General features: G+C 68.8%; 22 protein-coding genes. 10 read left to right on the top strand and 12 right to left on the bottom strand.

Going from position 1 to position 24,494, the window contains the following annotated elements:
- The first annotated feature begins 62 nt into the window (after positions 1-62).
- From DEJ11_RS01615 to DEJ11_RS01605, 3 genes are all read left to right on the top strand, one after another.
- Positions 63-1,943: a gamma-glutamyltransferase gene (locus DEJ11_RS01615; RefSeq protein ID WP_111103389.1), complete on the top strand. Its 1,881-nt coding sequence runs from the start codon at positions 63-65 to the stop codon at positions 1,941-1,943.
- Between the two features lie 395 nt (positions 1,944-2,338).
- Positions 2,339-4,576 carry an AAA family ATPase gene (locus DEJ11_RS01610; protein ID WP_181440817.1) on the top strand — a complete coding sequence of 746 codons (2,238 nt, stop codon included), beginning with the start codon at positions 2,339-2,341 and terminating at the stop codon, positions 4,574-4,576.
- On the top strand, positions 4,513-6,363 hold the full coding sequence (locus DEJ11_RS01605; RefSeq protein ID WP_258375358.1) for a UvrD-helicase domain-containing protein: 1,851 nt from the start codon (positions 4,513-4,515) through the stop codon (positions 6,361-6,363). The genes DEJ11_RS01610 and DEJ11_RS01605 overlap by 64 nt, the downstream gene beginning before the upstream one ends.
- Before the next feature lie 457 nt (positions 6,364-6,820).
- On the opposite strand, the gene DEJ11_RS01600 is transcribed toward DEJ11_RS01605, so the two are convergent.
- Together DEJ11_RS01600 and DEJ11_RS01595 are read right to left on the bottom strand one after the other, a co-directional pair.
- The gene (locus DEJ11_RS01600; RefSeq protein ID WP_111103383.1) at positions 6,821-7,864 is read right to left on the bottom strand and encodes an NAD(P)-dependent alcohol dehydrogenase; all 1,044 of its coding nucleotides are present in this window, start codon (positions 7,862-7,864) and stop codon (positions 6,821-6,823) included.
- A gap of 22 nt (positions 7,865-7,886) precedes the next feature.
- Positions 7,887-8,501 carry a DUF805 domain-containing protein gene (locus tag DEJ11_RS01595; protein WP_111103381.1) on the bottom strand — a complete coding sequence of 205 codons (615 nt, stop codon included), beginning with the start codon at positions 8,499-8,501 and terminating at the stop codon, positions 7,887-7,889.
- A 123-nt stretch (positions 8,502-8,624) separates the two neighbouring features.
- Here DEJ11_RS01595 and DEJ11_RS01590 point away from each other — a divergent pair, with 123 nt between their 5' ends.
- The 3 genes from DEJ11_RS01590 to DEJ11_RS01580 all read left to right on the top strand — a co-directional run bounded on the left by DEJ11_RS01590 (position 8,625) and on the right by DEJ11_RS01580 (position 11,009).
- On the top strand, positions 8,625-9,065 hold the full coding sequence (locus DEJ11_RS01590) for an OsmC family peroxiredoxin (protein ID WP_027467170.1): 441 nt from the start codon (positions 8,625-8,627) through the stop codon (positions 9,063-9,065).
- 113 nt (positions 9,066-9,178) lie between these two features.
- On the top strand, positions 9,179-9,433 hold the full coding sequence (locus DEJ11_RS01585; RefSeq protein ID WP_111047698.1) for a hypothetical protein: 255 nt from the start codon (positions 9,179-9,181) through the stop codon (positions 9,431-9,433).
- A gap of 58 nt (positions 9,434-9,491) precedes the next feature.
- On the top strand, positions 9,492-11,009 hold the full coding sequence (locus tag DEJ11_RS01580) for a threonine/serine exporter family protein (protein ID WP_111040059.1): 1,518 nt from the start codon (positions 9,492-9,494) through the stop codon (positions 11,007-11,009).
- A gap of 103 nt (positions 11,010-11,112) precedes the next feature.
- On the opposite strand, the gene DEJ11_RS01575 is transcribed toward DEJ11_RS01580, so the two are convergent.
- Complete coding sequence (locus DEJ11_RS01575) at positions 11,113-11,307, bottom strand: DUF2795 domain-containing protein (protein WP_027467172.1); 195 nt, start codon at positions 11,305-11,307, stop codon at positions 11,113-11,115.
- Positions 11,308-11,398: 91 nt separating this feature from the next.
- The gene (locus DEJ11_RS01570; protein ID WP_027467173.1) at positions 11,399-12,082 is read right to left on the bottom strand and encodes a TetR/AcrR family transcriptional regulator; all 684 of its coding nucleotides are present in this window, start codon (positions 12,080-12,082) and stop codon (positions 11,399-11,401) included.
- 169 nt (positions 12,083-12,251) lie between these two features.
- Between DEJ11_RS01570 and DEJ11_RS01565 the strand changes: the two genes are divergently transcribed.
- The gene (locus DEJ11_RS01565) at positions 12,252-12,569 is read left to right on the top strand and encodes a hypothetical protein (protein ID WP_027467174.1); all 318 of its coding nucleotides are present in this window, start codon (positions 12,252-12,254) and stop codon (positions 12,567-12,569) included.
- Between the two features lie 98 nt (positions 12,570-12,667).
- Here DEJ11_RS01565 and DEJ11_RS01560 read toward each other — a convergent pair whose 3' ends face one another.
- Positions 12,668-13,594, bottom strand: a complete 927-nt coding sequence (locus DEJ11_RS01560) for an SDR family oxidoreductase (protein WP_111103379.1) — start codon at positions 13,592-13,594, stop codon at positions 12,668-12,670.
- A 198-nt stretch (positions 13,595-13,792) separates the two neighbouring features.
- Here DEJ11_RS01560 and DEJ11_RS01555 point away from each other — a divergent pair, with 198 nt between their 5' ends.
- Positions 13,793-14,533, top strand: a complete 741-nt coding sequence (locus DEJ11_RS01555) for a hypothetical protein (RefSeq protein ID WP_111103377.1) — start codon at positions 13,793-13,795, stop codon at positions 14,531-14,533.
- A 6-nt stretch (positions 14,534-14,539) separates the two neighbouring features.
- Here the strand turns inward: DEJ11_RS01555 and DEJ11_RS01550 are convergent, their stop codons facing one another.
- The 4 genes from DEJ11_RS01550 to DEJ11_RS01535 form a co-directional block, all read right to left on the bottom strand.
- Complete coding sequence (locus DEJ11_RS01550) at positions 14,540-15,322, bottom strand: endonuclease/exonuclease/phosphatase family protein (RefSeq protein WP_111103375.1); 783 nt, start codon at positions 15,320-15,322, stop codon at positions 14,540-14,542.
- 38 nt (positions 15,323-15,360) lie between these two features.
- A complete protein-coding gene (locus DEJ11_RS01545) occupies positions 15,361-16,863 on the bottom strand; it encodes an LCP family protein (protein WP_111103374.1) in 1,503 nt (500 codons plus the stop codon).
- Positions 16,864-17,000: 137 nt separating this feature from the next.
- Complete coding sequence (locus DEJ11_RS01540; RefSeq protein WP_111040062.1) at positions 17,001-17,651, bottom strand: GntR family transcriptional regulator; 651 nt, start codon at positions 17,649-17,651, stop codon at positions 17,001-17,003.
- A gap of 12 nt (positions 17,652-17,663) precedes the next feature.
- Entirely contained in the window at positions 17,664-19,778 is a 2,115-nt protein-coding gene (locus tag DEJ11_RS01535) for an MMPL family transporter (protein WP_111103372.1), read from the bottom strand.
- Between the two features lie 77 nt (positions 19,779-19,855).
- Here DEJ11_RS01535 and DEJ11_RS01530 point away from each other — a divergent pair, with 77 nt between their 5' ends.
- Both DEJ11_RS01530 and DEJ11_RS01525 read left to right on the top strand, forming a co-directional pair.
- Complete coding sequence (locus tag DEJ11_RS01530) at positions 19,856-20,263, top strand: MarR family winged helix-turn-helix transcriptional regulator (protein ID WP_111103371.1); 408 nt, start codon at positions 19,856-19,858, stop codon at positions 20,261-20,263.
- A gap of 75 nt (positions 20,264-20,338) precedes the next feature.
- Complete coding sequence (locus DEJ11_RS01525) at positions 20,339-21,379, top strand: LCP family protein (protein ID WP_111103369.1); 1,041 nt, start codon at positions 20,339-20,341, stop codon at positions 21,377-21,379.
- A gap of 74 nt (positions 21,380-21,453) precedes the next feature.
- On the opposite strand, the gene DEJ11_RS01520 is transcribed toward DEJ11_RS01525, so the two are convergent.
- The 3 genes from DEJ11_RS01520 to DEJ11_RS01510 all read right to left on the bottom strand — a co-directional run bounded on the left by DEJ11_RS01520 (position 21,454) and on the right by DEJ11_RS01510 (position 24,486).
- On the bottom strand, positions 21,454-22,158 hold the full coding sequence (locus DEJ11_RS01520; protein WP_111032656.1) for a LysM peptidoglycan-binding domain-containing protein: 705 nt from the start codon (positions 22,156-22,158) through the stop codon (positions 21,454-21,456).
- A 302-nt stretch (positions 22,159-22,460) separates the two neighbouring features.
- Positions 22,461-23,612 (bottom strand): 23S rRNA (uracil(747)-C(5))-methyltransferase RlmC, encoded by a 1,152-nt coding sequence (gene rlmC, locus DEJ11_RS01515; RefSeq protein ID WP_111103367.1) that lies wholly within the window; start codon positions 23,610-23,612, stop codon positions 22,461-22,463.
- 7 nt (positions 23,613-23,619) lie between these two features.
- Positions 23,620-24,486, bottom strand: coding sequence for an SMP-30/gluconolactonase/LRE family protein (locus DEJ11_RS01510; RefSeq protein ID WP_502866920.1), 867 nt, complete (start codon positions 24,484-24,486; stop codon positions 23,620-23,622).
- Positions 24,487-24,494 lie beyond the last annotated feature (8 nt).

Raw genomic sequence — 24,494 nt, 5'->3', positions numbered from 1 at the left:
ACAACCCCTTGGACGGGGGGGTCTACAGCACGGGAGTATTCGCCGCGGGACAGGATGGGACCATGTCGACGCCGAACCCCGCCTTCGTCCCGCCCGCTGCGCAGACCACCCGTCCGGACCTGCAGGGCACGTTCGGGATGGCGGCCTCGACGCACTGGATCGCGACGGCGACCGCTCAGTCGGTGCTCGAGCGCGGCGGCAACGCCTTCGACGCGGCCGTCGCCGGGGCCTTCGTCCTGCAGGTCGTGGAGCCCCACCTGAACGGCCCCGGGGGCGACCTGACGGCGGTCTTCGCGACGGCAGTCAACCCCGTGCCGACGGTGCTGGTCGGTCAGGGTCCCGCGCCCGAGGGCGCGACCCCGGAGCACTACCGCGCCGAGGGCCTCGACCTGGTCCCCGGCTCCGGCGCGCTGGCCGCGACCGTCCCCGGCGCGGTCGACGCCTGGCTGCTCCTGCTCCGCGACCACGGCACGTGGGAGCTGGCCGACGTCCTCGCCCCCGCGATCGGGTACGCCCGCGACGGACACCCGGTCGCACCTGCGGTGGTCCGGACGATCACCGCCGTGCGCGGCCTGTTCGAGCAGCACTGGCCCACCTCCGCCACCCAGTGGATGCCGGGAGGCACGGTGCCGGTCCCCGGGGACCTGGTGCGCAACGAGGCACTCGCTGCAGTGCTCGACCGGCTGGTCGAGGCCGGCGCCGGTGCTGGCAGCCGGACCGGCCGCATCGATGCGGCTCGGTCCGAGTGGGCGGAGGGGTCCGTCGCCGAGGCGATCGACCGGTTCGTCCGCGAACCGCACCGGCACGCGTCGGGCACCGACCACGCCGGGGTCATCCGGGCGTCGGACCTGGCGGCGTTCCGCGCGTCGTACGAACCCGCGACGACCGCCGAGTTCCGTGGCTGCACGATCGCCAAGACCGGGCCGTGGGGCCAGGGGCCGGCGCTGCTGCAGACCCTGCGGCTGCTCGAACCGCTCGACGACGCCCTGCTCGACCCGTCGACCGAGCTCGGTGCGCACACGATCGTCGAGGCGCAGAAGCTCGCCCTCGCCGATCGTGAGGCGTTCTACGGCGACGGCGAGGTCCCGATGGACGTCCTGCTCTCCGACGCATACGCCGACGAACGTCGTACGTTGATCGGCGAGCGTGCTTCGGCCGAGCTCCGACCCGGCACGATCGCCGGGGCCGAGCACGCGCTGCCGCCGGTCCGGACCTCGTACGACTCCGCCGGGTCGGTCGGGGTGGGCGAGCCGACCGTGCAGGTCGCCCGCGAGGCAGAAGCCGACACCGAGGCCCCGCCCGCCGCTCCGCTCGAGGACCGCGGCGAGCCGTTCGTCACCCCCGACGGCGAGACCCGCGGCGACACGTGCCACATCGACGTCGTGGACCGCTGGGGCAACATCGTCAGCGCGACCCCGTCCGGCGGGTGGCTGCAGTCGTCGCCGACGATCCCCGAGCTCGGGTTCTGCCTCGGCACCCGACTGCAGATGACGTGGCTCGAACCGGGCACGGCCTCGACCCTGCGGCCCGGCGAGCGCCCCCGCACGACGCTGACCCCGACCCTGGTGCTCCGCGACGGGCAGCCGGTCGCCGCGCTCGGTTCCCCCGGCGGTGACCAGCAGGACCAGTGGCAGCTGCTGTTCCTGCTGCGCTGGATCGTCGGCGGCTACTCCCCGCAGCAGGCCATCGACGCACCGGCGCTGCACACCACGTCCTTCCCGGGGTCGTTCTGGCCGCGCACGTGGGAGCCCGCCGGACTGGTCGTCGAGGACCGCCTGGGTGAGGAGGTCATCGCGGCGCTCGAGGCCCGCGGACACGTCGTGACCCGCGGCGGTGACTGGAGCCTGGGCCGGCTGTCGTGCGTCACCCGTGACCCGGACACCGGGATCCTCGGCGCTGCCGCGAACCCCCGCGGCGCGCAGGGGTACGCGGCGGGACGCTGACCCGCACAGGCCAGCGTTCGTCATCGGCGACGAGCTACACAGCCCATGAGGTCGCCTCCACGTCATGCAGATCCTCTCGTATTGCGCATAGGCCTCCGCCACTTCCGACTCGTGCGAAGTCGCGACGATGTGCCGCTGATGCAGAGTCGGCGATCCCGACAACCATGAGCCCTCCGCTGAGCCCGTTCAACTTGTCGGCACCCTTGGACGCCAAAATCGCCCACCGTTGAAGGCGGAATCGACAGCAAACCGGCCGATGAGTCAACCGTCGCCAGCGACTTGATTCGCACGGCCGGCCCGGGGCGAGAGGCCTCCGAACGGGGGTAGAAATCCGCTCGCGAGCGGCCCCCAAAGCGACATAATATGTCGGCAGCCATCAGAACCTGGGGGAACCTTTGCACATCGCCTCGCTGAATATCTCGAATTTTCGTAAGCTGAAGCAAGTTCGCATAGATTTAGAACAGGACGTAACCCTACTCGTAGGAGCCAACAATAGTGGTAAATCCTCAGCAATGGAATGCATCGCAGGATTTACGGGAACAAAGTCGTTCTCCGTGTCCGACATCGCAATCACTGATCTGGAACAACTCAACGAAATGGGGGCCGTCTGGGAAGGCAGCGACAACGACAGGCATAAGTATTCAGCCTCTTGGGGGGACATCCTCCCCAGTCTCGATCTATGGATCGAAGCAGATACAACCGAAGCGGCACTGCTTCGCCCCATCTTGCCACTACTCAACGACTTCACGAACAAGGTCGGCGTGCGATATCGACTATTTCCGCGCAACGGGGAAGCCCTAAGGGAATCGTTCTGCAATGCACGAAGCGAAGCAATAAGGCTCGAAAAACGAGCAACCGACCTTCAGGAAGGCGAACCGCCGATCTTCTGGCCCGCCAACCTAACCGACTTTCTCCAGAAAGACTTCGCGAAGTACTTCGTCGTGCAGTATCACCCCCTGGATCCGGAGTGGTCACCGCTCAGCGATAAACCAACATCGGATCAAGACAAGCCGGAGGATGAATCTGAGGCCACGACCCCAAACGAGCCCCCAGCAGTGGAGCCGATCTCTGACGAATCGCCAGGTCTCCCCTCCGACCCGCTCGCCGAGTTGCTCCAAGTCGACTTCGTCAATGCGCAACGCCTTTCAGCAGGCACCGAGGAAGCGTCACTCTCACAAATCGTCAACTCGTTCTATCGCTCCTACCTCCATGACCCAAGCCGGTCCAGCGACGAAGACATCTCGGCGATCGCAGCAGCGCTACGAGCGCAAGGGGCGTTCGATGTAGTACTGAAAGCCGCGTTCAGAAACCCCCTGGACGAGGTTCGGGCAGTCGGCTACCCGGGAGTCGGCAACCCAGAACTTGTCATCCGGACCGACATAGACATCGCGAACACTCTGAATCACACGTCCGTGCTCAAATACGCCGCCAGCGCAGACGCCGCCCCGCACTCCGAGCTTCCGGAAACGTTCAATGGCTTAGGGTACCGAAACTTGGTACTGATGATGTTCCGATTGATGAGCTTCCGACTCGCTCGACGAGCGGATAGCCAATCCCCTCTCACGAACCGACCGGCACCGCCGCTACATCTGGTCCTCCTCGAGGAGCCGGAAGCACACCTGCACCCGCAGGTCCAGCAGGTATTTGTCCGCCATGCCCACCGGGCCCTTACTGGCATTGGAGACGAGCTACTGGGGGCGCAGCTCCTAGTGAGTACGCACTCGTCCCACCTAGCGCATGAACTCGACTTCGAAGCTATTCGATACTTCAAACGAACCCCCTCCTCGCAATCAAGCGTTCAGGTGGTCAACCTCAAGGATACTTTCGGGAAGGACAAACGCACAAAACAGTTCGTCACGCGATATCTGAAGCTCCACCATAGCAACACGCTTTTTGCCGACGCGCTCATTATTGTGGAGGGTAACGCGGAACGACTTCTGCTGCCGCACTTCCTCGAGACTACATTCCCCACTCTCGCGAGCAACTACATCGAGATTGTAGAAATCGGCGGCGCTCACGCGCATCGGCTGAAGCCTCTCATCGAGACCCTCGGCATCCCGACATTGGTCATAACAGACATTGACGCAGCCGACCCAGGAAATTCTTCTGAACAATGTGCACCACGGCGAAATGCTGGTCATGTAACAACCAATTCCTCGCTTACTTCATGGCTAGGAAGCAAGCCCAGCCTCGATGAACTATTCAAATTTGAGAGCAAGGAATATTTACACACCGGGCAAGAGGCACTTGACGGAAGTTTGGTCTACTTCGCCCACCAGAATCCGCGCGAATATAACTATAAGTCCCTAAACGGCGAACTGATCGCGAGCACGTTTGAGGATGCGATCGCCTTCGATAACCTCGCATTGTTTCATGCGGAAAAGGGCCACGGATTCAGTCGAAAGATTTTCGATGCCGCCGATGCAGCCTTAGAACGAAATGATCTCACCTCCCTCGCCGCCACACTATTCGCCGCTCTGAAGAGTGCAGACAAAAGCCGCTTTGCCCTAGATGCCCTCCTCGAACAGGACGCGCTAGTTCCGCCGTCTTACGTCGCAGATGGATTAACGTGGCTCGACGACGTCCTGCGCAGATTCCCGAACCTCAAAAGCGTAACGGAGGCGACGAGTTGAACATCTATGAGACATCAGTTGGGCCTTCTTTGCTCTCGCGGAGCTTCCTCATGACCGCCGGAGCGGGTGCTGGCAAGACTGGGGCGCTTGTCGCGTGCGTGAGGTCGGTCCTAAGCCACAGGCGAGACGAACTGAAGCGACGGGGCAGCACGCTTGCCGTGATTACATTCACAAAAGCAGCTGCGCTGGAGGCCAAGCACCGAATCGGAGAGACGCCCGTTGTAACAGTTTCCACTATTCACAGCTTTGCTTGGCGGATGATCGCACCGCTCACTGCAGATCTGAAAGTCTGGCGTCGAGATCGTCTCCAAAGTGATCTTGAGGACCTCCGTACGAAGGAGCAACAGGGACGAGTGGGGACCCAAGCGTCCGCGCAGAGATTGCGATCTATTGAGCATAAGGAGCGCGCGCTCATGGAACTCGATCGCGTGGAGCACTTCATCTACAGCGCAACGGGGGGCGACCAGGGTGCTGCTGAATTATCTCATTCGGATGTGCTATCTGCTTTCTCCTGGATATCAGAAAAAAGCCCACTTATGCACGATTTGATCGCTTCGTCACACCCATTCATTTTCGTCGACGAGGTCCAAGACACCAGGACTGACGTTCTCCAGGCGCTGATTACTGCAGCAGTAAGGCTGCCCAATCGTCTGTCACTGGGCCTATTCGGTGATTCGATGCAGCGCGTCTACAACGAGGGTCCCATGGACCTGAATGCTCTGGTACCCGCCACCTGGGATCGCCCCGTTCTACCGCTGAACTACCGGTCGGCGAAACGGATCGTCACGCTGCTAAACACGTTGCGGTCCGGCACAGACGGCCTTCAACAGACCGCCATCACCGGGACCGCTGGAGGAATACGTCTTTTCCTTGAAAGCCCCACAACGATGCATCCTCACGCTGAGAGCGACGCGATGAACTGGCTTTCAGAGATTGCCGAGCCAAAGGTTCTCATTCTGGAACATGCTCTTGCCTCACATCGCTTGGGGTTCGAATCCTTGTGGGGAATTTTCTCAGCTAAGGATTCCGCCATCCGGTCTGAGATATTCGACGCCGAGTCAATCACATCTCCGACTCTGACGTTCCTGTCCGAAGTTCTGGCCCCCTTCGCCAACCTGGCTCGAAATGGCGAGCGATCAAAGGCTAATAGATTCCTTCAGGAGCCTGCCCGCATGGCCACCGTTTTCGATGGCGACTCGTCAACGATGCCGAAGCGGGCACGGGGGTTGTATGAGACGTTGAGCGCGACCGGTTTATCGGGGCGGGAAGCTGTCGACGCAGCAATCAAATCTCGTCTCTTCCAAATACCCCAGCTACTCGAAGACGCGAGCGTGGTAGACGAGTCGCTTCCGACCGAGCCGGGAGAAGATAGCCGGCAGGTAGAACGCGCTCTCGCGTGGTCCGAAGCTCTAAGCAGACCTTTACTTGAACTTGAAGCTCTCGCCGAATATGCCCTGGGGCTGTCGTCCGTCGACACGCAACAGGGAACTAAAGGTCTCGAGTTTGACTCCGTTTTAGTGGTGCTCGACGACGGTAAGGCCAAGGGCTTTTTGTACCGATACGGGAAGCTTTTTGAGGTCGAGAAGCTGTCCGCTCGAGACGAGGAGAATCTCGAGAATGCGAACGATAACGTCCTGTCCCGTACCCTCCGTCTTTTCTATGTTGCGTGCAGTCGCGCGCGCACGCGCCTAGCTGTCGTGATGTTCACTAGCGACCCGGCCACCGCCCGCAAGACGGCCGTCGAGAAGGGTTGGTTCTCGCCTGCAGAAATAGCCGTCAGCGAGTAGTCGTCCTTACGAGGCGGTTTGAAGAAGGCCGAAAGAAGAGCCGGCAGTCGCTTCCTTTGGCGATGACCAGCAGGACCAGCGGCAGCTGCTGTTCCTGCTGCGCTGGATCGTCGGCGGCTACTCCCCGCAGCAGGCCATCGACGCCCCGGCGGTCCACACCACATCGTTCCCTGGGTCGTTCTGGCCGCGCACGTGAGAGCCCGCGGGTCTAGTCGTCGAGGACCGCTGCGGCGACGAGGCCATCGCGGCGCGCAGGGGTACGCGGCGGGACGCTGACCGACGCCCGTTCCTTCCCAGAACACCCGCACTGGCAAGTGGAATCGGGCGTACCTGGTCGAAACTTCCGACCAGGTACGCCCGATTCCACCAGGTACGCCCGATTCCACCAGGTACGCCCGATTCCACCAGGTACGCCCGATCCGACCAGGTACGCCCAAATCGACCAGGTACGCCCGGTTCAGAGCGTCGGGACGACCACCGCGCGACCCGAGAGCTCCCCGGCCTCGAGCTTCCGGTACGCCTCGAGCGCGTCGGACAGCGCGTAGCGCTCGACGTCGGGGACGATCTGCCCGGCGCGGTACATCGCGACGACCTCGTGCAGGTCCTCGATGGTGCCCCAGTAGGTGTTCGTGATCGTCGACTCGTACGGCGTCGCGAAGAAGTTCCACTCGGTGGTGCCGCCGGCGATCCCGACGACGGTGAACCGCCCGCCGACCGCCATCAAGGCCTGCGCGACCTTGATCGTGGGGGTGGCACCGACGAAGTCGAAGGCCGCGTCGACGCCACGTCCGCCGGTGATCTCGCGGATGCGCTCCGCCTGGTCCGGGCCGCCGGGGACGGTGATCGCGCCCCGGGCTGCGGCGCGGTCCATCGCGTCCTGCTTCATGTCGGTCGCGATGACCGTGGCACCGGTGAGCGCCGTGAGGATCTGCACGGCGATCTGCCCGAGGCCACCGAGCCCGACGACGAGCGCAAAGCGACCGCCACCAGCCAGGTTCGGCAGGGAGTTCTTGATCGCGTGGTACGGCGTGAGCGCGGCGTCGCTCAGCGGTGCGGCGGCGACCGGGTCGGCGTCGCCGAGCGGCACGAGGTTCCGCGCCGGGACGCTCACGTACTCCGCCATGCCGCCGTCGCGCCCGAGGCCGATCCCCATGTACGGGTTCGTCGCGGCGTTCTCGCAGTAGGTGTCCTGCCCCTTCGAGCAGTACGAGCAGTGCCCACAGCCGACCGGCCCGTAGACCAGGTAGGCGTCGCCCTCGGCGAAGCCGGTGACCCCGTCACCGACGGCCTCGACCCAGCCGGAGTTCTCGTGGCCGAGCACGAACGCGGGCGCCTGGGCTCCCGGCTGCCCCTGCTGGAACTCGCGGTACACGGCGACGTCCGAGTGACAGGCACCGGCGCCGGCGACCTTGAGCAGGACCTCACCGGGCCCGGGTGCGGGCTTCGGGACCTCGGTCAGGGACGGGAAGGTCTGGTACTGCTCGAACACGACGGCGCGCATGGGGTTCTCCTTTGATCGCCCTTCACGCTACACCTGTCGTCGAGGACGACAGGTGTCGTCCAGTTGCCTCGGGACCACGCCCTCCCGCGAACAGTCCGCGGTCGAACCGTGCCCCACCAGGGCGCGACGACCGCGCCACCATGACACCCAGCACGACCGCGCCGAGCGGTCCGGTGAAGACGAGGAGCAGGATCCACAGCCCGGCGTGGTCCCGGTCGTGCAGTCGCCGCACGAGCAGCGACCACCGCGGCACGATGGTCAGGATCGTCGGGACGAGCAGCGCCAGGTCCCACGCGTCCGGCCGGAGCTCGCGGTCGCCGGCCCCCCAACCGAACCACCCATCCTGCCCGCGGTCGATCAGGTGGAACGAGACCCGCGGTGACGGAACGACCCCGAACGGGTCGACGTACATCTCCCACCGCCCTGCGGTCCCGTGCACGCCGACGACCCAGAGCGCGACCCCGACCAGCGCGAGCTCGAGCGCGATCACCCACCAGAACTCCGAGCGACTTGCCCGCCCGTGGAACCGCCACCCCTGCGTCCAGAACCGGAGCCAGGCGACCACCGGGTTCGTCACGTCGGCCGGCCCCTGCTCGAGTACGGACTCCCGGAAACCCGTCACGCTGCTGTCCCCCATGTGCCAGATCGTAGGGCAGACCTGCGTCTTCGCCGTGAGCCCGTTGCGAGAACGCTCGTTCTCCGATTGACTCAGGAGCGGTGGTCCCGTTCGGGGCCGCTCCCCCACACGAAAGGAGCGGGCATGCCCACTCGCACCGCACGCACCGCCTGGAACGGCGGCCTCGAGGACGGTTCCGGCCAGGTCGAACTCTCGAGCTCGAAGGTCGGCACGTACGACGTCTCGTTCCCGAAGCGCACCGCCGAGGACGCCGGGGGCACCACGAGCCCCGAGGAGCTCATCGCCGCCGCACACTCGGCCTGCTACGCCATGCAGTTCTCCGCGGTCCTCGGCGAGGCCGGCGGCACGGTCGAGGCCCTCGACGTCAAGGCCGACGTCTCGCTCGGCCCGGACCCGGCCGGCGGCTTCCGCCTCACCGGCATCGTCCTGACCGTCAGCGGCGAGGTCTCCGGCATCGACGAGGCCGCCTTCCTCAAGGCAGCCGAGGACGCCAAGGCGACCTGCCCCGTCAGCAAGGCGCTGACCGGCGTCGAGATCACGCTGCACGCGACCTTCGAGCAGTAGCGAACGCAGCGCAGTAGGCGCGCGAAGCAGGAACCGTCACCACCTGACGGACGGGAGGCCCGTGGCGACCCCGCCACGGGCCTCCCGTCCGTCGTCCACCTACGCTGGGTGCCGTGCCCCGCTTCCTCGCCACCCCGACCCTCGTCGCCCTCTGGCTCGGCCTGCTGGCCGTCGTCGTCGGGATCGTGTTCGTGCTGACGACTCCGCCGTCGTCCTTCGGGTGGTTCGCGTACGCCCCACTGTCCGACTACGCGTTCGTCGCCAATGGCCGACCGTGGCAGCTGACCGCCGGACCGGTCCTCGTGCTGGTGGGCGCGGTCGTCGCGGCCTTCGCCCTCGGTCGTCTGAGCACGCGCCGCCGGGGCTGATCCGAAGGCGTCCAGCGGACGTCCGGACTCGGCCGCCGTCGACTGGCACCATGGCGTGATGGCCGAGCAGCACCCCCCGGGCCCGCACAAGCCGGGCCGCCCACCCCGGCCACGACGCCGCAGCCTCGCGCAGCACGACCTGCGCGACGCACGAGCCCGCCTGCGCGGGACGATCTACGAGCACGTCGAGCCCGACGCCAAGGGGCGCGACCAGTACACGGCGACCCAGATCGTCGACTTCTGCCTCGACCTGGCCGAGGTCATGCTCGCCTCGGGTGCCGACACCCGCAGCGTCGAGACGGCCGTCGTCGCGGTCTCGACGAAGTGGAACCTCGCGCCGCTCGACCTCGACTTCTCCGGCAGCTCGGTGACGATCCAGTACGCCCCGGCCGACGTCCCGCCGCTCGTCAAGGTCCGCACCGTGCGGTCGGACGGCTCCGACCTCGACAAGCTCGCGCGTGCGAACCAGATCGTCGACGACCTGATCCACGACGACCGCGACATGACCTCGGCGGTGAGCGCCCTGGTCGCCGTGCTGCGACTCCCGCCGCGATGGCCGATGTGGCTGTCCGACGTCGGCCTGTCGATCCTCGGCATCTCGATCGCCGTGCAGGCCGGAGGCGGGTGGCGGGCCGGACTCGGGGCGTTCGTGCTGATGCTCGGGATCATCGTCTCCGGGCGCTGGCTGACCGACCGGGGGTACCCGCAGTTCTTCGTGTCCGGGGCACAGGGCGCGGTGGCGTCGGCGATCGGCACGCTGGCCATCTGGGCCGGGGTGCTGAACGCGAACGGTGCGGCGACGATGGTGGCTGCACTCGTGGTGCTCCTGCTGCCGCACCCGTCCCTGGTGACCTGGGCGCAGGACGCCATCTCGGGGTTCCGGGCGATGGCCGTGGCCCGGGCGTTCTACATCGGGCTGGTCATCGCGGCGATCGTGGTCGGGGTACCGGCCGGGATCGCGATGACGCACTGGCTGCGGATCGAGGTCGACCCGTCCGGCATCGTGACGCAGACCCTGCCGCTCTGGGCGTCGCTGTCGCTGACCGTGGTGTCGGCGGGCGCGAACTGCTTCGTGCAGCAGGCGAGCGCCCGGGTGATCCCGGTCGCCGTGGTGTTCTCGGTCGCCGCCGGTGCCGCGCTGTGGGCGCTGCGGCAGGCCGGGCTGCCGCTCCTCGGGGCGACGTTCCTGGCGGCGGTGCTGCTCGGGGTGCTCTCGACCTACGCGGCCGTCCGGATGCGCACGGCCGTGGCGGCGATCGCGGTGCCGGCGTTCTGCGGGGCGCTGCTGCCCGGTGTCGCCGTGTCGAACGCCCTGCTGAACTTCATGTCCGGGTCGTCGAGCGCCGCGCTCGACTTCGTGGCGGCGGTGTCCGTGGCACTCGGGATCGGCGCGGGCCTGGTGCTCGGCGGGCTCTTCGCGACGCCCGGTGCCCGTCGAGCGCTCCGCCGGACGCGTCGGGTCGTCGTGCACTCGGTCCACAACGACACCACGGCGCTGCGTGTCATCCGTGACACCGGGTACGACCCCGGCGACGGTTCGGTGCCGCGCGGGTCGCGCTCGAACGGCGCTTCGTGAGCGGCGCGGCCGGCACCGCTCCGTCAGGCGCTTCGTGAGCAGAAGAGGTCGAGTGCGACGCACGCACCCGACCTCTTCTGCTCACCGAGTGGGTCCGCCGCGCTCAGCCGGCGTCGGACACCGCGCTCGACACCGCGGTCGGGGCGTCGTACTCGCCGTCCGGGATCGCGCGGAGCGCCTCGAGGACGTCGTCCGGGGCGCCCTCTTGCTCGGCCGTCGAGACCACGTCGTCCTTGGACGCCGGGTAGTCGATGCCGCTCAGGTACTTCTGGACCTGGATGGGGTTCGGTGCTGCCATGTCGGTTCCTTCCGTCAGGTTGCGCCTCCCGGAGTACCCGCGGGGCGCTGCACGACGGCGCAAGGATCGCGCTCCGCGGACGAACCGCCGGTCAGATCTCCCAGCTGCCCGAGTCGTCGTCGTCCCACATCGCCAGACGGCGGGCGGCCTGCGGCTCGTACCGTTCCATCCAGCCGCGCTCGAGCCGGGCGACCGCGCGGTCGAACGCCGCCACCAGGTCGAGCTCGGCGCGCAGCAGGGCCTGGAGCTGCAGCCCCTCGTACAGGGCGATGAGCTGCTCGGCACCGCGGCGGGGGTCCATCGTGTGCGGGGCACGGCCGATCGCGACGTCGTGCTCCAGGCCGCGCTTGATCTGCGCGAAGAAGAGCTGGTACCGCGACCGCAGGTAGGTCGCCATCGGGTGCGCCGGGTTGCCCGCGACGGACAGCAGGGCGACGAGCAGGCGCATCAGGGCGGGGTCCTCGGCGTTCGAGGCGACGATGGCGCGGAGCAGGTCCACGGTCGAGCCGTCACCGACCTCGTGCGTGACCTCGTCCATCCGGGCACCGTTCCAGCGGTCCAGTGCGGCGAGGACCAGGCCGTCCCACGACGGGAAGTGCTGCTCCAGCTCGGCGACGCTGATGCCCATCCGCTCGGCGACCTGCACCGGCCGGGCTTCGTGGAAGGGGACGTCCCGGAGCAGGTCGACGGTGGCCCCCACGATCGTGATCCGCAGGTGCAGCGTGGCCGCCGCGGCCGCTGCGGCCTGCGTGTCGGCGCTGGTGTGTTCGAGCATCGTGCCCTCCGTCGTCCCCGGACGTCCTGTCCGTGTCACCCCGGATCCGGGGTACCTCCATCCAAACGCAGAACGGGGGACACCAGAATCCCCGGTACGGGTGTCGGCACAAGGGGGGACAGACCACGACGTCGAGCCGGTTCGCGGCCGTCCGTGCGACCATGCGGGCATGACCCCGAACGACCCCACTGCCCAGGGACTCGCGACCATGGCCTCGACCGGCTTCGAGTTCGGCGGCGACCCCGACCAGGTGGCGCACGACGTCCGGGCCATGTGGGAACAGCTCGGACGCCCTGCCGGTGCGTTCGAGGCGGCGGCCCGGGCCATCGCCGTGCTGCCCCAGCGCCCCGAGGTGCCGATCGCCGACCAGGCCCGCCGTCGCGCGTTCGAGCAGGCGATCGGCATCAACCCCGTCGAGGTCGAGCTGGCCGCCGCGATGTCGGCGCGCGAGCTCCTCGAGCGGATGGCGCGCTCCGTCAGCTGCTGACGCGACCAGGCGCCCTGGACCCGACCACAGGGACGACGGGAGGCGCGGTACCCACCGGCACCGCGCCTCCCGTCAGAGTCCCGTCAGGAACAGGCGCCCTACGGCGTCGGCATCCCACCGTCGACGTGCAGCGTCTCGCCCACGACGTACGACGACTCACCGCTCGCCAGGAACACGTAGGCCGGCGCGAGCTCGGCCGGCTGGCCCCAGCGACCCAGGTAGGTCTGCTCGCCCGCGCTCGGCAGCGCCTCCGGCGGCTGACCGCCGGCCGGCTGCAGCGGCGTCCAGATCGGGCCAGGGGCGACCGCGTTGACGCGGATCCCCTTCGGCGCGAGCTGCGCGGCCAGGCCCTTCGCCATGTTGTTCACGGTCGCCTTCGTGGCCGCGTAGTGCACCAGGTGGGGCGACGGGGCGTACGCCTGGATCGACGTCGTGTTGATGATCGTGGAGCCGGGCTGCAGGTGCGGCACGGCAGCCTTCGTGATCCGGAACGTCGCGTAGGCGTTCGTCTTGAAGGTCTCGTCGAACTCCTCGTCGGAGATCTTCGTGATGTCGTCGACGTTCTGCTGCTTGCCGGCGTTGTTCACCAGGATGTCGAGGCCACCGAGCTGCTCGACCGCGTCGGCCACGAGCTGCTCGCAGACCTCGAGCGAGGTGATGTCGCCCGGCAGTGCGACGGCCTTGCGTCCGGCGGCCTCGACGAGCCCGACGATGCGGTCGGCGTCCTCCTGCTCCTCGGGCAGGTACGAGATCGCGACGTCCGCACCCTCGCGGGCGTAGGCGATGGCGACGGCGGCACCGATGCCGGAGTCGCCGCCGGTGACGAGCGCCTTGCGGCCGGTCAGACGACCCGAGCCGCGGTAGGTGTCCTCACCGTGGTCGGCGGGGACGTTCTGCGCCATCTCCGCGTCGGTGCCGGCACCCTCGAGGTACTGCTCGTCGGGCTTCTTGTCGGCGTACATCTTCGTGGGGTCCTGCATCACGTACTGGTCAGGCCCGGTCTGGTCGTTCTGCTGGTCCGTCATGCCGCCGACGGTACGCAGGGGGTCGCTGCGGGCCGTCCAGGAGGCTGTCCCCCGTTGCGCGGAGCGGCCTGCGCCCGTCGACCGCACCGCTCCAGGGCCGCAGGTGCGTGATCCTCGTTTGTCACGGTCCGGTGACGGGCAGGCTCCGATTCGGTAACACCTGTCGTTCTGTTCCGATCGAGGCCCTACCGTCGAACGGTGACTCCTCGGACCCTGCTGGCGCTCGGCGCCGCCGTGCTGGCCTTCTCGGCCGGTGCGCTCGCGTTCGACGGCACCGCCGGGCTCGGGGCCGACGTGGCCGTGGCCGCCGAGACCTCGCACGACGCCGCTCCGGTGCACGTGACGAAGGCGGAACTCCGCCGGGTGGACTCGATCGAGCTCGACGCCGAGGCACTCGTGCTCCGGAACGGCGACGACACCGTGGTCGAGTCCTCGATGCGCGACTCCGGGCTGACCGTGAGCGTCCTGAACCGTCTGCTCGGCACACCGTCCCGCACGCAGACGGCCGAGGGCGACGGCGGGGCGTGCTTCCCCGCAGGCACCACCTACACCTGGGGAGGTGCCATCCGCGTCGCAGCCCTGACGACCGACGCGGCGGCCGGCAACGCCGTCGAGATCCGGGTGCTGCGCGACTCGGTCCGCAGCGTGCTCGGCCGGCAGATCGAGCTGACCGGCCCGGGCGGTGTCCGGGTGGGCGACGACATCGCGGACGAGATCGCCGACGCTCCCGGTTCGGAGCGAGTGTCCTACGGCTCGGACGACTCGCGCGCCTGGCAGCTCCTGCTCCGCGAGGGCTGGGCCGACCGGCACGACGACGACGACGAGTCGAGCGAGCACTCCGACGACGCCGGCACCAACGGGGTCTCCGCCCTGACGAACGAGACGACCGTCACGGTGCTCGGTTCACCGATGCCCGTCCACGCGCAGCGCAGCTGCTGAAGCGACTCAGACCCGCAGTGTCGCGATCACCGGGAAGTGGTCGCTGGCGAACCAGGTCTCGGGGCCGTCGTGGTCGATGACGATGCGGTCCACGGCGCTGACGTCGCGGGTGAGCACCCAGTCGATCCGCTCGCCCGAGTCGACCGGCGGCTGCCAGTCGTTGAACGTGGCGGTGCGGTCGTCGGGGTCCCCCGCGGCGAGCCAGGCGTCGGCGAACCCGGCCTCGGCGAACACCCGCGAGGCCGTCCCGCTGCCCGCGGGTTCGTTGCAGTCCCCCGCGAACACGACCGGGCCGGTGGTGCCAGCCAGTCGTTCGGCGATGAGCGCGGCACTCCGGCCGCGGACCTCGTCACCGTGCGCACCGGGCTCGTGGTCCAGGTGCGTGGTGAGCAGCGTGAACGCGGGCCCCTCGGCGTCGAGGAACCGGGCGTGGTTCGCGATCCGCGGGTACAGGCTGCCCCAGGTGTTGGAGACGGGCTCGTCCGGGGTGTCCGACAGCCAGAACGACCCCTCGTCGGACGGCCGGAACCGGTCGCGGCGGTAGAAGACGGCCGCGTGTTCGCCGGCGTCACCGCCCTCGCGCCCCTGTCCGACGTCGGCGTGGTCCGGCAGGCCGGCACGCAGGTCGTCCATCTGGTGCGCGAAGGCCTCCTGCACGCACAGCAGGTCGGGGTCGTGCCGGCGGATCAGATCGAGCACGACCGGCAGGCGGGCCGGCCAGTCGTGCGCGGGGTCCGGGTTCTTGATGTTGTAGGTCATCAGGACGATCGGGCGTGCGGCGCTGGTCACACCGAGAACCTACCGACCGGTTGCCCGGCGGGTTCCCATCAGTTGATGCAGGTGCCCTCGGTGCCGTAGTTGTGCACGTCGGTCGACTTGGCCGTCGGCTCCTTCGAGGGCTTCTTCGTCGGCTTCGAGCCGGTGCTCGAACCGCCGGTCGACGGCGTCGACGCCCCGGCGCTCGGCTCGGTCGCGATCGGCTTCGCGGTCTTGCCGTCGGTGCCGAGCACGAGCGTGACACCGGTGACCGCACTGGTGCGGACGGCGACGGCACCGGGCACCACGGACGCGATGGCCTTGGCCTGCGACTCCTGACCGGCGGGGTACTGCACCTGGGTGGTCTTCGTCGTCGCGGACGAGCCGGCCGGGGCGACCTGGAAGCCGCGGGCGGTCAGGACCTGCCCCGCAGCCGTCGCGGCGCCCTCGACCCCGCTGCCGTTCAGCACGGTGACCGAGGTGTTCGCCGGCTGTGCGCGGCCGGCCTTCGTGTACGCCTCGGGTTCGCCGACCAGGCCCTGCACGAACGCGGGCAGGCCGACGGTGTCGACCTCGACGATCGACAGGGCGGAGCCGTTCACGTAGATGGTCGGCGTGCCGAGCGTCGGGATGGTGGCGGACTGGATGTTGCCGGGCCGCAGGTTGCGCATCTGTGACGCCAGGTCGATGAGGTCGGTGTCGGTCTGGATCGATCCGCCGACGGCCTTGAGGATGTTCCCCATCTTCACCGGGTTGAGCAACGTCCCCGCCGACGTGACCTTCCGGGCCTCCTGCGACAGGAAGTACTGCTGGCGGACGTTGCGGTCCAGGTCACCGTTCGGCAGGCCGTGGCGCTGTCGCACGAAGGACAGCGCCTCCTTCGCGTTGAGCGAGGACTTGCCCGCCGGCAGGTCGACGCCGGAGTACGGGTCGCTGGTCGCCTGGTTGAGGCAGACCTGCACCGGGCCGAGTTCCTTGACGACCTGGTAGAAGCCGAGCAGCGAGACGCGGACGTAGTGGTCGATCTGCAGGCCGCTCAGGTTCTCGATCGTCTTGATGAGCATCTTCGCACCGCCGGTGTCGCCACCGCCGTTGAGCGTGCCGTAGTAGAAGGCGCTGTTGAGCTTGCCCTTGCCGACGTCCGGGATGTCGACGTAGGAGTCACGGGGGAACGAGATCATCGTCGCCTGGCTGCCGTCGGCGTTGATGTGCAGCACGATCATCGTGTCGGTGTTCGTCGCACCACCGTCCGACGTCGTGCTGAGTTCCGCCATCTGCTCGGGGGTGGCGTTCTCCGGCCGATGGTCGTCGCCGACGAGCAGGATGTTCTGCGCCTTGCCGTCGACGTCGTCCTTCGTGTCCTTCTTGCCGGTGATCGCGTTGACGATCGTGACGCCGTCGGACAGCTGGTTGTACGCGTACCCGGCGTACCCGACGCCCAGCAGGAGGGCCATCGTGAGCACCCCCGCGACGGCCGGGAACACGACGCCTGCGCGTCGCTTCTGGCGCCCGTGGCGCGGCGTCGCAGCACCGCGGTGTGCGGGCTCGGTCGTCTGCTCGGGTTCGTTGCTCACCGGGAAACCATAACCGCCACGCGGGGAACGGACATGGGATGCGCCTGGAAGGTCGCCCCGTACTCGCCGTCACCCCGTGACGGGCTGGAGGCCCGTGGCGGCGTCCCCACGGGCCTCCAGTCCGGCTCTTGGTCGCGCTAGCCGCGCGACGGGAGCAGGTGGATCGCCTCCATGGCGAGTTCGGCAGCGATGGGGTCCTTCGCGACGACGGCGTCCTTGAGCTTCGTCAGCTCGGGCAGGATCACGTCGGCCGGCAGGAGCTCGGCGAGCTCCGGCACGCGGAGCTTGAAGGAGAGCCCGTCCGTGGTCGAGTTGCAGAGCTGCACGAGCGAGGGGTTGCCGCACGCATCCGCCCACATGGCGTAGATGCCGGCTCCGTCGCGCGCCACCTGGTCCTGCTCGTCGGCGCTCACCCGCGCGTGCACGTCGTCGAGCATCTTCACGATCTTCTTGCGCTGCGCGTCCGTGAACCGTGGCACCGCGAGCCGCACGACGCCGCCGTAGATCACGCCGAGGGTGCGGTACGCGTCGAGGAGTTCCCCCTTCGTCGGCGCCGCGACCCGGGTGTAGCGGTTCGGTGCCATCTCGATGAGGCCGGCCCGGGCGAGCTCGGCGAGGGCCTCACGGATCGGGGTGCGGGAGACCCCGAGCCAGGCGATCAGGTCGTCGTCGTTGAGCCGTTCCCCGGGCTCGAGCGTGCCGTCCATGATGGCGTCGCGGATCTTGTCCTGCACCGTGTCACGGAGGAGCTTGCGCTCGGCAGCGGGCTGCGTCGAGGGAACTGGCATGGGTCCAGCGTGTCACATGTCAGGGTTCGTGCGCGAGAGGCGCGACGGCCACCAGGCCCGGTGCCCGAGGTCGTAGGCCAGCGCCGGCACGAGCAGCGAACGAACCACGATCGTGTCGAGCAGGACGCCGAACGCGACGACGAACGCGATCTGCACGAGGAACAGGATCGGGATCACGCCGAGGGCGGCGAACGTGGCGGCGAGCACGACGCCCGCCGACGTGATCACTCCGCCGGTCACGCCGAGTCCGCGCAGGACACCCTCGCGTGGACCGTGCCGCAGCGCCTCCTCACGCACTCGCGTCATGAGGAAGATGTTGTAGTCGACGCCGAGTGCCACCAGGAACACGAACGAGTACAGCGGCACGCTCGGGTCCGCGCCCGGGAAGTGGAACACGTGGTCGAACACGAGCGCTCCGACGCCGAGGGCCGCCGCGAAGGACACGATCACGCTGCCGATCAGCACGAGCGGCGCGACGATGCTGCGGAGCAGGAGCATCAGGATCAGCAGGATCACGACGAGCACCACGGGGATGATCAGGGTGCGGTCACGGATGCCGGTGTCGTTCGTGTCGACCGCCGTCGCGGTGACGCCACCGACGATCGCTCCCGGGTCGACCCGTTCGACGGCGGTGCGGAGGTCGCGGACGGTCTGCTCGGCGGCGTCCGAGTCGGCGGCATCGGACAGCGTCGCCTCGAGCAGGACGTCACCGCGGGAGACGGTCGGCGTGCTGCTGCCGGCGGCGGACCCGGTCACCGGGACGGTCCCGGCGGGGCTGTCCTTCGCTGCGGCGACGACACCGTCGACCCCGTCCACCGCGGTGATCGCGTCGACGAGCTGGTCGAGGTCGCGCTCCGCTCCGATGACCTGCGCGGGGCTGCCCGAGCCGCCCGGGAAGTGGTCGGCCAGCACGTCCTGACCGTCACGGGCCTGCGACGACCCGATGATCAGGTCGCTCTGCGGCACTCCGTCCGCCTTGAGTCCGAACAGGCCGGCACCCATCGCGAGCAGGCCGACCGTGCAGACGATCCACACCACCCGCGACCGCCGGGCGACGAGCCGGCCGACGCGCGCCCAGATGCCGCGGGCGTCCGGACCGGTGAGCACGGGGTGGGCGCTGCCGAACGCGGGACGCAGCGGCCAGAACGCCGCGCGGCGGAACGCGAGCAGCAGCGCGGGCAGCAGCGTCAGGGCGGCGAGCAGGCTGAACGCGATGCCGATGGCCGCGACGGGGCCGAGCGCCTTGTTCGAGTTGAGGTCGGAGAGCAGCAGGCAGAGCACCCCGACGATCACCGTGCCGCCCGAGGCCAGGATCGGCTCGAGGCTCCCCCGCAGGGCGGCCTTCGTCGCGTCCCAGCCGGTGCGGTGGTCGCGCAGCGCCTCCCGGAAGCGCGAGGTGTACAGGAGCGCGTAGTCCGTCGCCGCGCCGATCACCAGGATCGACAGGATGCCCTGCACCTGCCCGTTGACCGTCACGATGTCGGCCTTGGCGAGCCACCAGACCACGAGGATCGAGGCGCACAGGGCGAACGTGGCGGTCCCGAGCACGAGGACGGGCAGCAGGGGTGATCGGTAGACGATGATCAGGATCACGAACACCGCGGCGAGCGCCACCCCGAGCAGCAGCCCGTCGATGCCGGCGAAGGCCTCGGTCAGGTCCGCGGTGAACCCGGCGGGGCCGGTGACGTAGCCGCTCACACCGGACGGCAGTGCGTCGTCGACGTCGGCCCGGATGGCCTCGACCGCATCTCCGGTCTCGGCGTCCTGCGTGAGTGTGGCGACGATCTCGACCGCGTCGCCGTCCTCGCTCGGGATCACGGGGCTGACGGCATCGACGTCGGCGCGGTCGGACAGCGTCGTGGCGAGTGTCTTCGCGTCGGCGAGGTCGGTCGACGTCAGTCCGCCGTCGCGCTCGAGGACGATGATCGCGGGCGCTCCGGACTCGTCGCGGAACTCGGAGGACCGCTCCTGCACCTTCGTGGCGTCGGCCGAGGCGGGCAGGAACGAGGTCTGGTCGTTGGTGGAGACCTCGGAGATCTTGCCGAAGAAGGGACCGCCGACCGAGGCGATGCCGAGCCAGACCACGATGACGAGCGCGGGGAGGACGATGCGGAGGAAGCGGGACACGTCGGTGAGCGTACACCGATCGTCAGCATGCTGATCACTTGACGGTCGAGCGCTGCTGACGACCATAGAATCACGGCATGCAGGACACGAGCGAGCAGTGGCCCCTCGGGCGCCTGCTGTCCGCGGCTGCACGGTCCGTCGAGCGGGACTGGGACGAACGACTCCGCGCCATCGGGCTCTCGCACGCCGCGGTCGTCGCGATCGACATCCTCATCCGGACCGGTCCGACCGGCGCGGACACCATCGCCCGCACGGCCCGGGTCCAGCCGCAGACGATGTCCCGCACGCTCGAGCGCATGGAGCGGGACGGCCTGGTCGAGCGCACCCCGCATCCCGCGGATCGCCGGCGCCGCGTGGTGAGCGTGACGTCCGCTGGCCGGTCCGCCTGGGAGACCGCACGGCACATCGAGCGCGAGGTCCTGCCGGAGGATCCGGCGCTCCGGACGGCACTGGGCGAACTGCTCGCCAAGCCGCAGTCCGGGTGAAACACTGTTCATGAAATACCACATGCGATAAGATCCCGTGGTCGGTCCGTGCCGACCTGACCACAGGAGCCCCGCATGTCCGAACGCCGAGCCGCCCGCGCGGCCGTTGCACACGCTCACCACGCCGCCAGCAGCAGACGGCGGCGGCGGCCATTCCTCGTCGCGCTGATCACGACGCTCGGCTCGCTCGTCGGTGTCGCCCTGGTCGTCGCCGTCGTGGCGAGTGTGTTCGTCGGCGGACTCGCTCGGAGCTTCGACGCCAGACGCGAGACCATCACGAACCCGTTTCCGAGCGGCACCCGACCGACGCCGACGTCAGGTGAGAACGTCCTGCTCATCGGTTCCGACTCCCGGGCGCAGGGCAACCCCGATGGTGGCCCTTCGACGTCCGGCGGGCGTTCGGACACCCTGATGCTGGCGCACGTGCCCGCCGATCGTCAGCACGTCTACCTGATGTCGATCATGCGGGACTCCTGGGTCGAGGTCCCCGGGCACGGGCGCGCCAAGATGAACGCCGCGTACGCCTGGGGCGGGGTACCCCTGACCGTGCAGACCGTCGAGCAGCTCCTGGACGTCCGGGTCGACCACGTGGCCGAGATCGACTTCACCGGGTTCGAGGACATGACCGATGCCCTCGGCGGCGTGTCCGTGTCCTCCCCGCAGGCCTTCTCGACCGCCCACCACGACTTCGTGGCGGGGACGAACCGCCTCGACGGCGCCGACGCACTCGCCTTCGTGCGGGAGCGTCACGCCTTCGCCGACGCCGATCACACCCGGGTCCGCAACCAGCAGGCGTTCATGCGCGGCGTCGTGGACGGACTGCTGTCCAGCGGCACGGTCACCAACCCCGGGCGCATCCAGGACTTCGTCGCCGCGACCAGTGCGCACCTGTCGGTCGACGCGGGGTTCACCTTCGCTCGGATGGCGGAACTCGGGTGGTCGCTCCGCGCGGTCCGGGCCGACGACCTCGTGACCTTCACGGTGCCGACGGCGGGCTCCGGGACGTCACCGGACGGACAGTCGATCGTGACGCTGAACCAGCTCGCGGTCGGGTCCCTGTCCCAGGCGCTCCGGTCCGACGACGTCGCCGGCTGGCTCGCGGACAACCCGCAGTAGCCCGGCTCCGCACGCACGACGACGCCCCACGACTCGAGGTCGTGGGGCGTCGTCGTGTTCGGTCTGCGGAGAGATCAGGCGGGGAGCTGGAGCTCCTGGCCGGCGTAGATCAGGTTCGCGTCGTCGATGGTCGACGTGTTCGCGGCCCAGAGCTGCTTCCAGCCGCCGTCGATCCCGAGCTTCGTCGCGATCGTGTCGAGCGTGTCGCCCGAGGCGATCGTGTACGTCTTGCCACTCGTCTTGACCGGGGCGGGCTTGCTCGGCGTCGTCGCTGCCGGGGCGGGCGTCGACTCGGTCGTGCTCGGCGCGGCCGGCTGCGGGGCGGCCTGCTCGGCGGGAGCCGGTGCCGGAGCGGCGGGCTGCGGGGCAGCCTGCTGTGCGGGCGCCGGAGCCGGTGCGGGGGCCGGAGCCGCCGCGGCGGGCGCTGCACCGCTGGTGCCGCTCAGCCCGAGCTGGGCGGAGCAGGCAGGCCAGGCACCCCAGCCCTGCGAGGCGAGGACACGCTCGGCGACGGCGATCTGGGCCTCGCGGCTGGCGGAGGCGGGGTTGCCCGCGCCACCGTTCGCCTGCCAGGTACCGAGGTTGAACTGCAGGCCGCCGTAGTAGCCGTTGCCGGTGTTGATGGCCCAGTTGCCGCCGGACTCGCACTGCGCGAGCTGGTCCCAGGTCGAACCGGACGCTGCGTTCGCGGGGGCTGCCGCGAGGCCGACACCGGTCGCGGCGATGCCGGCGAACGCCAGGCCACCGACGATGGTGCGGGTACGGGAAAGCTTCTTCATGTGATTGCTCCACCGGGGTCACGAGCCGCATCTGTTGCGGGATCCACTGCCCACCCCGACCGATCGCGGTCAGTTGTGGGGGTGCGCCACCGGGGGCAGTGGTCATCGGGCCGGCGGCACCTCGGTCGGCAACCATAGGAAACTCTTGACCGTTATCAAACCGAGACAAACGGTTCTACCCGTGCATGCTATGTACCCCGCCCCAGAACCTGAACGGCTCGATGCCCATGGCCATGGTGATCGAGGCGTACCCGGGTACGTGTCCTTGGCAATTCCCTGGCAATGCCGATCGACGGTCGGGATCAGGCCCGCGTGAGCAGGGTCACGGCCTCGAGGTGCCCGGTCTGCGGGAACATGTCGAGCACCCTGGCCCGGCGCAGCCGGAACGACGGCATGCGTGCCAGGTCCTTCGCCAGGGTCACCGGGTTGCAGCTCGAGTAGACGACGTGCTGGACGTCCGACTCCTCGAGCCAGGTCGACAACCGCTCCCCGATCCCGCGACGCGGAGGGTTCACGACGACGAGCTCGGGCACCGCGTCCGGACGAGCCCGGAGGGCGTGCTCGGTCGCGTCGTCGGCGGCGAACCGGAGGCCTTCGAGGCCGGCCTCACGAGCGGACTGCTTCGCGGAGCGGATCGCCTCGGCGCTCGTCTCGATGCCGGTCACCACGCGGCCGGGACGGGCAGCGTGCAGCGCGAACCCGCCGACGCCGCAGTACAGGTCCCACATCGACGCCGGGTCGAGCTCGTCGATCCAGGCCGTCGCCTGCGCGTACAGCTCGGTCGCGACGCCGGTGTTCGTCTGGAAGAAGCTCTGCGGCCGCAGGTGCATCGTGATCCCGCCGAGCCGCATCGGCAGGGTCTCCTGCTCGGTCAGCACGATCTCGCGGTCGCCCTCGGTGACGGCCTTGTGCTCGGGCAGCAGGTTGGCGGTCACCACGACCGCGTTCGGCAGTGCGGCACGCAGGGCGTCGAGGTGTTGGCGGAGCCGCGGGAGCTGCCCCTCGGAACGCAGCACGAACCGGATCATCAGCTCGCCGTCGGGCGACTCGGTGACCAGGACGTACTTGAGCTCACCCCGGCGCGCGGCGACGTCGTACGGGATCAGCCCGGCGGTCGAGACGAACTCGGCCAGCACGGGCAACGCGTGCCGGATGCCGGGCGTGCAGATCCCGCAGTGCCGCAGGTCAACCCCGCGCTGCCGGTGGTCGAGGATGCCGACGGTGGCGTGCTGGACGGTCCCACCCACGACCATCTTCGCCTTGTTCCGGTACCCCGACTCCGGGCTCGTGATCGCGGGCGACCAGGAGACCGCTCCGGGGCCCCCGGCGGCCTCGACCGCGGCGTGCAGGAGCTCGCGCGTGCGGAGTTCCTTGTCGAGGACCTGGTCGGCGTAGGGCTGGCCCATGAGCGTGCACGACCGGCACACCCCGCGGTCGAAGTAGTCGCACTGCATGGCCGAGTCAGGATACGGCAGCGTCCCGCGTCGTCGTGGCGATCCGGTACACCGACGTCGTCGCGGTCAGGAAGAGCGTCGTGCCGTCGTCGCCGCCGAAGCACAGGTTCGACGTGACCTCCGGCACGGCGACCGCACCGATCCGGGCACCCGCCGGGTCGAACACGACGACGCCGCGGTGCGAGGACGACCAGACGTTTCCGCGCACGTCGACCCGGATGCCGTCCGGCGCACCCTCTCCGGGTTCGAGCCGCGCGAACACCCGACCGTTCTTCAGCAGGTCGCCACGTCGGTCGTAGGCGCGGATGACCGGCTCGTCGCCCGACGAACTCGCGATGTACAGCACCCGCTCGTCCGGGTCGAAGGCCAGGCCGTTCGGCTCGTCCAGGTCGGTCGCCACTGGTCGCAGGTCCTCGCCCGCCGGGCCGCACCGGAACACCCAGTGGTCGCCGTACTCACGCACGCCCGGGTGTCCCTCGCGCGGCTGGGTGATGCCGTAGGCGGGGTCGGTGAACCAGACGCCGCCGTCCCGCGCGACCACCACGTCGTTCGGGGAGTTGAACCGGCCCCCGTCCCACGTGTCGACGATCGGCGTGACGACGCCGTCGCGGTCCCGCTCGACCCGACGCAGCCCGTGCGAGCACTGCACGACGCTGCCGTCCCGGTCGAGCGTGCGGCCGTTGGTGAACTCGACACCGTCCGCGTACACCGAGGTCTCCCTCGAGTCCGCGTGCCACTGCAGGATCCGGTCACCCGGGATGTCGGACCACCGCAGCGTGCGCGTCGACGGGATCCAGCAGGGCCCCTCGGCCCAGGTGCTGCCGGTGGCGATGCGCTCGATCGCGTCGGGGTCCGGTACGAGGTCGTCGAGCAGCACGGGTT

Source organism: Curtobacterium sp. MCLR17_058 (assembly GCF_003234705.2).
In the GTDB taxonomy this organism is placed as follows: Bacteria; Actinomycetota; Actinomycetes; order Actinomycetales; family Microbacteriaceae; genus Curtobacterium; species Curtobacterium flaccumfaciens.
Note: the sequence above shows the minus strand (reverse complement) of the source record. Positions and strands in the feature narration are given on the sequence as shown.

Excerpts from the sequence above, each read along its gene's own strand:
- DEJ11_RS01575 (WP_027467172.1), bottom strand. The coding sequence starts at position 11,307 with ATGGCAGCACCGAACCCCATCCAGGTCCAGAAGTACCTGAGCGGCATC.
- DEJ11_RS01560 (WP_111103379.1), bottom strand. The coding sequence starts at position 13,594 with ATGACGGACCAGCAGAACGACCAGACCGGGCCTGACCAGTACGTGATG.
- DEJ11_RS01580 (WP_111040059.1), top strand. The coding sequence starts at position 9,492 with ATGGCCGAGCAGCACCCCCCGGGCCCGCACAAGCCGGGCCGCCCACCC.
- DEJ11_RS01615 (WP_111103389.1), top strand. The coding sequence starts at position 63 with ATGTCGACGCCGAACCCCGCCTTCGTCCCGCCCGCTGCGCAGACCACC.
- DEJ11_RS01600 (WP_111103383.1), bottom strand. The coding sequence starts at position 7,864 with ATGCGCGCCGTCGTGTTCGAGCAGTACCAGACCTTCCCGTCCCTGACC.
- DEJ11_RS01595 (WP_111103381.1), bottom strand. The coding sequence starts at position 8,501 with ATGGGGGACAGCAGCGTGACGGGTTTCCGGGAGTCCGTACTCGAGCAG.
- rlmC (WP_111103367.1), bottom strand. The coding sequence starts at position 23,612 with ATGCAGTGCGACTACTTCGACCGCGGGGTGTGCCGGTCGTGCACGCTC.
- DEJ11_RS01565 (WP_027467174.1), top strand. The coding sequence starts at position 12,252 with ATGACCCCGAACGACCCCACTGCCCAGGGACTCGCGACCATGGCCTCG.
- DEJ11_RS01570 (WP_027467173.1), bottom strand. The coding sequence starts at position 12,082 with ATGCTCGAACACACCAGCGCCGACACGCAGGCCGCAGCGGCCGCGGCG.
- DEJ11_RS01530 (WP_111103371.1), top strand. The coding sequence starts at position 19,856 with ATGCAGGACACGAGCGAGCAGTGGCCCCTCGGGCGCCTGCTGTCCGCG.
- DEJ11_RS01540 (WP_111040062.1), bottom strand. The coding sequence starts at position 17,651 with ATGCCAGTTCCCTCGACGCAGCCCGCTGCCGAGCGCAAGCTCCTCCGT.
- DEJ11_RS01525 (WP_111103369.1), top strand. The coding sequence starts at position 20,339 with ATGTCCGAACGCCGAGCCGCCCGCGCGGCCGTTGCACACGCTCACCAC.
- DEJ11_RS01590 (WP_027467170.1), top strand. The coding sequence starts at position 8,625 with ATGCCCACTCGCACCGCACGCACCGCCTGGAACGGCGGCCTCGAGGAC.
- DEJ11_RS01520 (WP_111032656.1), bottom strand. The coding sequence starts at position 22,158 with ATGAAGAAGCTTTCCCGTACCCGCACCATCGTCGGTGGCCTGGCGTTC.